General features: G+C 69.9%; 5 protein-coding genes. 4 read left to right on the forward strand and 1 reads right to left on the reverse strand.

Going from position 1 to position 7,157, the window contains the following annotated elements:
• The first annotated feature begins 342 nt into the window (after positions 1-342).
• On the forward strand, positions 343-1,317 hold the full coding sequence (locus EJK15_RS45425) for a DUF3592 domain-containing protein (RefSeq protein WP_138716665.1): 975 nt from the start codon (positions 343-345) through the stop codon (positions 1,315-1,317).
• A 492-nt stretch (positions 1,318-1,809) separates the two neighbouring features.
• Complete coding sequence (locus EJK15_RS45435; protein WP_138716666.1) at positions 1,810-2,337, forward strand: DUF2637 domain-containing protein; 528 nt, start codon at positions 1,810-1,812, stop codon at positions 2,335-2,337.
• 119 nt (positions 2,338-2,456) lie between these two features.
• Here the strand turns inward: EJK15_RS45435 and EJK15_RS45440 are convergent, their stop codons facing one another.
• Positions 2,457-3,788, reverse strand: a complete 1,332-nt coding sequence (locus EJK15_RS45440; RefSeq protein WP_240777631.1) for a cation:proton antiporter — start codon at positions 3,786-3,788, stop codon at positions 2,457-2,459.
• A 280-nt stretch (positions 3,789-4,068) separates the two neighbouring features.
• On the opposite strand from EJK15_RS45440, the gene EJK15_RS45445 reads away from it, so the two are divergent.
• Both EJK15_RS45445 and EJK15_RS45450 read left to right on the forward strand, forming a co-directional pair.
• Positions 4,069-4,611, forward strand: a complete 543-nt coding sequence (locus tag EJK15_RS45445; RefSeq protein ID WP_138716667.1) for a DUF6229 family protein — start codon at positions 4,069-4,071, stop codon at positions 4,609-4,611.
• Between the two features lie 49 nt (positions 4,612-4,660).
• The coding region (locus tag EJK15_RS45450) for a type 2 lanthipeptide synthetase LanM family protein (RefSeq protein ID WP_138716668.1) at positions 4,661-7,157 on the forward strand (2,497 nt) is incomplete at its 3' end.

Raw genomic sequence — 7,157 nt, forward strand, 5'->3', positions numbered from 1 at the left:
CAGATAGTTCCGTAAAAGACTATCTACTTATCTACTACTTCATCCTGGGTGGGCTGGACGCCGACCACGGTCAGCCGGCCGAGCGGCCTTCGTCCTGGGACGCTGATCCAGGCTCACGCTCCGCCGAGGAAGGTCACGCTGGACCAAACAAGGACTCCCGTACGAAGCGCTGGAAGAGGTCGCCAAAGCCACGGTTGCCCGGTTTCTCCTCGGAGGTCGGGAGCCAGCGGAGAGATCGCCGAAGTCGTGCGCTCCTCGCCTCGGACGCGGCGGCCCGGCTGGATTCATGCCGCTTCCTCATCGCCCGTGGGTGGCCGCGAAGGCGTCGTGTGGATCAACCGGATGATCGCGTGGCTCATCTCGCATTCGGCGGCGAGCCACTTCGCGAGGCTGACCTTCTGCTGGTTGCCGCCGGAGAGCTGGCCCGCGAGCTGGGACGGCGAAGACGGCATCGTGCGGCTGTATCGCGGCGGCGAGAACCACGCCGGTGACCGCAACCCGCAATTTCTTGACTTGACCTCGCCCTGGGCTGGGAGCCGCGATTTCTCACACGACATATTGCTCGGCGTTGGGCACACTCGTCCCATGCACAACGGACGGCTCTTTACCATCGTCGGCGGGATCTTCGGTCTGATCGGGCTGGTGCTGCTCTGCATCGGCGTCGGGCTGGCCGCCTCTACGGCGAGCTTCCTGACCTCGGCCAAACAGACCGACGGTACCGTGGTCGCGCTGACCGCACGGACCACCACGACACGGAGTTCCGACGGCCGTGCCCGCAGCGACACGTCGTGGTACCCGACCGTGGAGTTCACCGTCGACGGTAGGCGGTACTCGTTTCAGAGCTCCACCGGCAGCAACCCACCGTCCTACAAGAAGGGCGAAAGCGTACCCGTCGCCTACGACCCGGCCGATCCGTCCAACGGTCGGATTGCGTCGGTCTGGTCAGCGTTCCTGGCTCCGCTGATCGTCGGCGGGCTGGGCGTGGTGTTCACGCCGATTGGTGCGGTCTTGTTCGTCAAGGGACGACGGATTACTCGGCTGCGAGCCTGGCTATGGGAGCAGGGCCAGCAGGTGTGGGCGGAGATCGAGCATGTGGGACGCGACTTCGCCGTGCGGGTGAACAACCGACATCCCTACGTTGTCCATGCGATGTGGCAGGATGAGCGGACGGGCCGGACATACACCGCAGCCAGTGACTACCTCCGCGACGACCCTGGCCCTCGTCTGCAGGGCCAGACCCGCGTTCTCGTGCTGTACGACGCTGCCGACCCGGAGCGCAACCTGGTCGACCTGGACGCGCGCCCATCCCATTCCTAGCGGCCCCGTGGCTGAAACAACGGAGGCCGCTGGGGGTAAGCCGTTGCGACCGGCTGGGGAGGAGCCTTCCCCGTACCCGGCCTTCGTCCGGGGGTGACAGGGGCTGAGGGGCGCCGAGTGGCCGATCCTGCTCGCCGCCTGGGATCATGTTTAGTGATCTTGTCCATGGTGTACGCCGTCACCTGGCGCCTGCTGTCTTTGCCCGCACTTGTGCTACGCCGCGATGTCTCCAAGGAGGCAGAACTGCTGGTGCTTCGACATCAGAGGGTTGCGGCTCAGGCGCAGCTACGACAGTCCAGCGGCCGACAAGGCTGAGCTCTACGCCCAGATTGGGCTGCGGCTCACGTACAGGCCCCAGAAACAACTCGTGGAGGCTCAGGTTGTCCCTGGCCCCCACGTGTGCAAAAGGTACGTGTCCGAGGAGGGACTTGAACCAATGCACATACCTTCACCCTGACCAAGAAGTTCCTGCTCGGGCAAGGGTGAGCGGTGATGACACGTCACTCGGTGGAGCGGCGGATCAAGGTCATCACGATGGCGAGCGTGCTGCTCGTGGCGCTCGTGGCGGCGGTGGTGTCGTTTCGCCACATGCACGAGTTGGCTCGGTGGCATGGAGAAGATGCGCTGGCGGCGGCGCTCATCCCGCTGTCCGTGGACGGCACGATCGTCGCGGCCTCGATGTCGCTTCTCTCCTCCAGCCGCTATGGGCGTAGAGGAGGGGTGATCCCCTGGACTTTGCTGGTGGTGAGCAGCCTCGCCAGCCTCGGAGCAAATGTGGCAGTCGCGGAGCCGTCCTTGATCGGCCGTGTGATCGCGGCCTGGCCAAGCTTCGCCTTGATCGGGGCGTACGAGATGCTGATGTGCCAGGTCCGCCAATCCCCTGCCAGCGTTGCGTCTTCGGTTCGCCGCGGTGGGGGCGGCTGGTCAAGAAGGCGGGGTTGGCAGGCGAATTCGGGTGACTACTGGCGGCCAGATGGCGTCTCTGGCGCTCGCTCGATGATCGCGTGGTGCTGGACGTGATGAGCAGGCTGCCCGTCCTCTGCTATCGCGCGCGGAACGCGTGCACGTCCGGAAACAGGTGACGTAGGCGGATCAGGTCGGCCCTGGAGAGACGATTACGAGCTGCGCGCCGTCGGCGGTCAGGCCGGGCTTCGAGGGACGGTTGCGGGCTGGGGACCGTCGACGTTCCTGAGGTTCTCCTCCTCGGTGAGGGCGACCCTGGCCATCGCCACCCGCAGGATCGGCGGTGCCATGAGCGAGGTGACGACCGCGACGAGGATGATGATCGTGTACGTCTCCAGGTTCAGGACACCGAGCCGCAGGCCGACCATGGCGACGATGACCTCGATGACGCCGCGGGCGTTCATCCCCGCGCCCAGCGCGAGCGCCTCCCAGGAGGTGAGCCGGCTGAGCCGGGCTCCGAGGAAGGCCCCGGCGAACTTTCCGACGATGGCGACGGTCAGCACCAGGAGGCCCGCGCCGAGGATCTCGGGTCTGGCCAGGGCGGTCATGTCCATGCGCAGCCCTGCGGTGGCGAAGAACACGGGGGCGAGCACGGCCAGGACGACGGTGCGCAGCGGGGCGAGCCCGGCGGGGTCGGGTTTGCCCCAGGCGCCGATGAGGATGCCCATCACGAAGGCGCCGAAGACGGCCTCCAGGCCCAGCGCGTGGGTGCCCGCGGCGGACAGCAGGACGAGCACCACCGTGACGGCGGTGACGGTGGAGGGCGTGCGTACCCGCCGGTAGAGCCGGGCGACCAGCGGCTTGCCGACGAGTGCCGCGAAGAGGAGCACCACGAGCACGTACGCGATCGAGAGCACCACGTTCTGCGTGGCCAGCCCGGTCGTGGCCATGACCGAGACGATCGACAGCATCACCCAGCCGAACACGTCGTCCACCATTCCGGCGACTAGGGTGAGCTGACCGATGTTGCGGTGCAGCAGGTTCATGTCGAACAGGGTCTTGGCGATGACCGGGATGGCGCTCACGCACATGGCCACCCCCAGGAAGAGCGCGAACACCGTACGGTCCGGGCTGCCGGCGGCCAGCGGCGAGGGCAGCAGCCCGGTGCCGATGCCCAGCGCGAACGGGATGACCAGGCCGAACAGGCTGACCTTGGCGGCCGTAGCGCCCCGCCTGCGCACCAGCCCGAGATCCAGATGGCTGCCGGTGATCCCCACCAGCAGCAGCACGCCGAGCTGGCCGACCGCGTCCAGCAGGTGGAACTGCTCCGCGTCGCGTGGCAGCAGCCAGGCGGCCAGGGCGGGGGCGGCGTGCTGGAGGAGCGACGGGCCCAGGATGACGCCGGCGCACAGCTCGCCGACCACGGCAGGCATCTTCCACCGTACGGCGAGCCTGCCGAGCGCCACGGCGACAAGGAGCAGCACTCCGACCTGGAGCAGGAACACCAGCAGCAGGTGGGTGCCGAGCGGCGGGACCGGCGGGGTCACCACGATGGATGAGTTGGTCACAGTGCTGCCTTTCTCGCGTCATCGGACTTGCCCGGCTCGCGGCGCGTGCGCAGGCTGCGGGTCACCGCACGTTCGCGTGAATCCCCCGAATGCCCTTCGTGCGCTCCCGGCGCCCGAGGACAGAGCTCCGGGGTCTGCGAAGTGATACGCCCGGGACGGCGCCGGGGATGACGGTACTTTTCCGCACGTCGGCGGTGCGGGCGGGACTGCAACGGATCTGCAATGGCCGCTGGGAGCATCTGGATTGACCAAGAAGACGAGCCCAGGAGGGACCGGTCACATGTCAGAACTCACCCAGTGGCAAGCCGAGGAGGTCGTCGCCGCCTGGCGCGCCGGGCAGCAGACGGCCCAGGGGTTCGACGAACTGATCAACCCGGCCGGACCGCTGTTCGGCGCCGGCGAGGACGACCTCACCTTCGAGTCGGTCACCTCGGGTAACACCCGGAGTGCGGACAACACTCGGAGCCTGGCCAACACGCGTACTGCCAACACGCGTGAGATCAACACGCGTGACATCAACACGCGTGCGGCCAACACGCGCGACATCAACACGCGCGCGGCCAACACCCGTGACATCAACACCCGCGCGGCCAACACCCGTCAGATCAACACGCGCGCGGCCAACACCCGTGACATCAACACCCGCGCCGCCAACACGCGTCAGATCAACACGCGCACCGTCAATACCCGCACCGTCAACACGCGGGAGCTCGCGAACACGCGCGCCCTGGCGAACACGCGCAGCATGGCGAACACTCGCACCAACACCCGCACCTTCGGCAACACCCGTACCGTCCAGTTCGAGATGACAGCGGTCTCCTAGCCGTGAACATTTCCGACCGGACATATCTGCACACACGGGTAACGACACCGTGAACGACACCGTGCCGGGCCACCTGCTGGAACCTGCCCTGGTTCGGCTGGCGGCCCGGCTCGGCGCGGTTCCGGGGCTGGCGGAGGTGGAGCGGGACGCGCTGCACGCCGCCGCCGAGACGGCACTGCGCGACACCGTACGCCGGCTCATCGACCGCGTCCTGCTCCTGGAGCTGCACGCGGCCCGGCTCACCGGCCGGCTCACCGCGGCCGATCCGGCGGCCCGGTGGGCGGAGTGGCAGGCCAAGACGGCCACTCCCGCCTTCTGGACCTCGCTGGGCGGCCACTATCCGACGTTGCTGCCCCGCCTGCGCCGGGTGATCGGCAACAGGTGCGCGGCGGCGCTGACGCTGGCGCACCGGTTCGTCACCGACCGCGCCGCACTCGGCCCGCTCATGGGTGGCGGTGGGACGGGGCTGGTCGAGGTGGAGTTCGCGGCCGGGGACAGCCATCGGGGCGGGCAGACCGTGGTCCTCCTGGGTTGCGAGGGCGGCTGCGTCGCGTACAAGCCGCGGCCGGTCACCGTGGACCGCGCCCTGGCGCGGTTCCTGGAGCGGGTGCTGCACGATGAGCCGGCCGGCACCCGGATCCGGGTGCCCGAGGCCGTGGCCCGTGGCACCTACGGCTGGGTCGAGTACGTCGAGCACCGCTACTGCGACGGTGACGAGGAGCTGCGTGCCTTCCATCGTGGCCTGGGGCACTGGCTGGCGGTAATGCTCCTGCTCGGCGGCAGCGACATGCACGCCGAGAATCTCATCGCGGCCGGGCCGGTGCCCGTCGTCGTGGACTGCGAGACGCTGTTCACGCCGCTGCCGCCCGCCATGGAGCTGGGTTTCGGCGACGCCACCGACAGGGCCGCGGCGCTGCTCGGCGGCTCGGTGCTGAGCACCGGCCTGCTACCGGACCGCGGGGTGGCGCTCGGCTGGCGAGGGATCGACCCGTCCGGGATCGGCTCGCTGCCCGGCCAGCAACCGGCCGCGGAGCTGCAGGTCATCCTGGACGCGGGCACCGATCGGGCCAGAGTGGGCCGGGCCTCCGTGGAGGTGCCCATGGAGCGGAACCTGCCGAGCCCCGACCCGGTGCTGGGCGCGTACTGGGACCAGGTGGTCGCCGGGTTCACCGAGCTCACCGAGCGGTTGCGGGGCCTGGACGAGGTGGGTGAGCTGGAGTCGGCGCTCGCCGGTTTCGCCGACGTGCCGGTCCGGGTCGTCCCCCGCTCCACCGAGTCGTACGCCGAGCTGGGCCGCATGTTGTGGCACCCGGCGTCGCTGCACGACGAGTCCGCCGCCCGCGAACGCGCCGAGGCCGTGCTCGCCCGCCAGGCGGTCAACGTGCCCGGCAGGCCGGACGATCCGGCCGTGATCGCGGCCGAGGTGGCGGACCTGCTCGTCGCCGACGTGCCCGTGTACTCCACCACGCCTCGCGTGGGACTGCTGACCGGGCCACGCGGAACGACGTGGGGAGCGGCGGACGACCTGTTCGCCGGTACGCTGCGCCGCTGGCGGGCGGCCGACATCGAGGTGGAACGGCAGGTCATCCGATCCGCCGTGGTCGGCGCATACCTGAACGACGGGTGGTTGCGCGGTGAGCGGACCCTGGTGCCGCGCCGGGTGCGTACCTCGGGCCTGGACCGGCGCCGGCGTACGGCGGCGGCCGGGATCGTGCGCGGGCTGGCCGCGTCCGCCGTGCGGGGGGACGACGGCAGCGCCACGTGGATCGGGCCGGTGCTCGACTCGGCCGGCTGGGCGGTGCTGCCGCTCGGGCTGGACATGTACGGGGGTACGGCGGGAATCGCCGTGGTGCTCGCGGGCTACCAGCACGAGGTGGAGCACGGCCGGGCGGATCCGGTGCCCGAGGCGGCCGAGCTGCTGCGAGCCGTGCTGCGCACCCTGCGCGACACCGGGGATGCCCTGCTGTCGGCCGACGCCCGGGAGGTCGCTGGGGGTTATCTCGGTATCGGGTCGCGGATCTGGGCCTGGCTGCTGCTGGGACGGCTCGGTGCGGTCGAGCCGGCCGAGGCGGTGTCCCAGGCGTCGGCCGTGCTGGCCGGTCTGCCTGCCTCGCTGGCCGGCAACGCGTCGTTCGGGCTGGTCGATGGGCTGGCGGGGGCGGTGGTGCCGCTGCTCAGGCTGGATGAGCACGTCGAGGGCGGGCACGCCGGCGCGGTGGCGCTGGCGGATGAGATCGGGTCCCGGTTGGTGGCGGCGGCGGAGGTCTACGACGGCGTCGCACGATGGGCGAGCCCGGAGCCGTCCCTGGGCTCCGCCGGGCTGGCCCATGGTGTCGCCGGGATCGGCTGGGCGCTGTCCCGGCTGGCGGCGGCCACCGGGAACGCGGAGGCGGCAGCTCTCGCGGCCGCCGTCGGCCGTGCGGAGCCGGAGCATCCGACGGACGCCGCCGTCTCCGAGGAGCCCGAGCACCCGACCGCCGCCGCCGTCTCACAGAAGTCCGAGCACCCGACGGTCGGTGCCGCTACCTGGGCTTACGGGGCGGGCG

Source organism: Nonomuraea basaltis (assembly GCF_005893125.1).
Classification (GTDB): Bacteria; Actinomycetota; Actinomycetes; order Streptosporangiales; family Streptosporangiaceae; genus Nonomuraea; species Nonomuraea basaltis.

Excerpts from the sequence above, each read along its gene's own strand:
- EJK15_RS45445 (WP_138716667.1), top strand. The coding sequence starts at position 4,069 with ATGTCAGAACTCACCCAGTGGCAAGCCGAGGAGGTCGTCGCCGCCTGG.
- EJK15_RS45425 (WP_138716665.1), top strand. The coding sequence starts at position 343 with ATGATCGCGTGGCTCATCTCGCATTCGGCGGCGAGCCACTTCGCGAGG.
- EJK15_RS45435 (WP_138716666.1), top strand. The coding sequence starts at position 1,810 with ATGACACGTCACTCGGTGGAGCGGCGGATCAAGGTCATCACGATGGCG.